Raw genomic sequence first — 534 nt, 5'->3', positions numbered from 1 at the left:
CGGGGTTCGGGGCCAGGACGCGGGCGCTACCGACGCGCTGCTGCGCGGCGCCGGACAGCTGCAGGACCTTGCGGTTGGCGGTCTCCCGGTCGATGCCGATTCGCTCCAGCAACTCCAGGGCGGTCTGCTTCTTATTGCCGCCCTTGACACCGCTGATGTTCATGGAGAGGACGATGTTCTCCAGGGCAGTCGCGTTGGTCAGCAGGTTGTAGCCCTGAAAAATGGTGCCGACGCTATGGGCCCGGTAGTTGTCGCGGTCCAGCTTGCCCACGTTCTGCCCCCGGTAGAGCACCTCGCCACCGGTGGCCGTGTCCAGGCCGGAGATCAACGAGAGCAGGGTGGTCTTGCCGGCGCCGGACTTGCCGATGATGGTGTAGAGCCTGCCGGGCTCGAAGGCGCCGTGATGTCCTTGAGCACGGCCCGCTGGTTCTTGCTGTAGCGGTAGGAGACCTGCTTGAGGGACAGCACGCTCTCCCCCGGCTCCGCGACCCTCACGGCCGTCTTGGTTGGCACGCTGGCCGAGGTCTTCGCATT

Annotated in this window: 2 protein-coding genes; both read right to left on the bottom strand. The window is 66.1% G+C overall.

All coding sequences use genetic code 11. The annotated features are described in order from the left end of the window. On the bottom strand, window positions 1–337 hold a 337-nt coding region (locus CRD59_RS08235), incomplete at its 3' end, for an ATP-binding cassette domain-containing protein (protein WP_236632792.1). Then, window positions 325–534, bottom strand: a 210-nt coding sequence (locus CRD59_RS08230; RefSeq protein WP_236632793.1) for a hypothetical protein, incomplete at its 5' end; no start/stop codon positions are given. The genes CRD59_RS08235 and CRD59_RS08230, both read right to left, overlap by 13 nt.

The organism is Bifidobacterium xylocopae, from assembly GCF_003315615.1.
Lineage (GTDB): Bacteria > Actinomycetota > Actinomycetes > Actinomycetales > Bifidobacteriaceae > Bombiscardovia > Bombiscardovia xylocopae.
The sequence above is the reverse complement of the archived record's forward strand: the minus strand, read 5'-3'. Positions and strand labels throughout refer to the sequence as shown.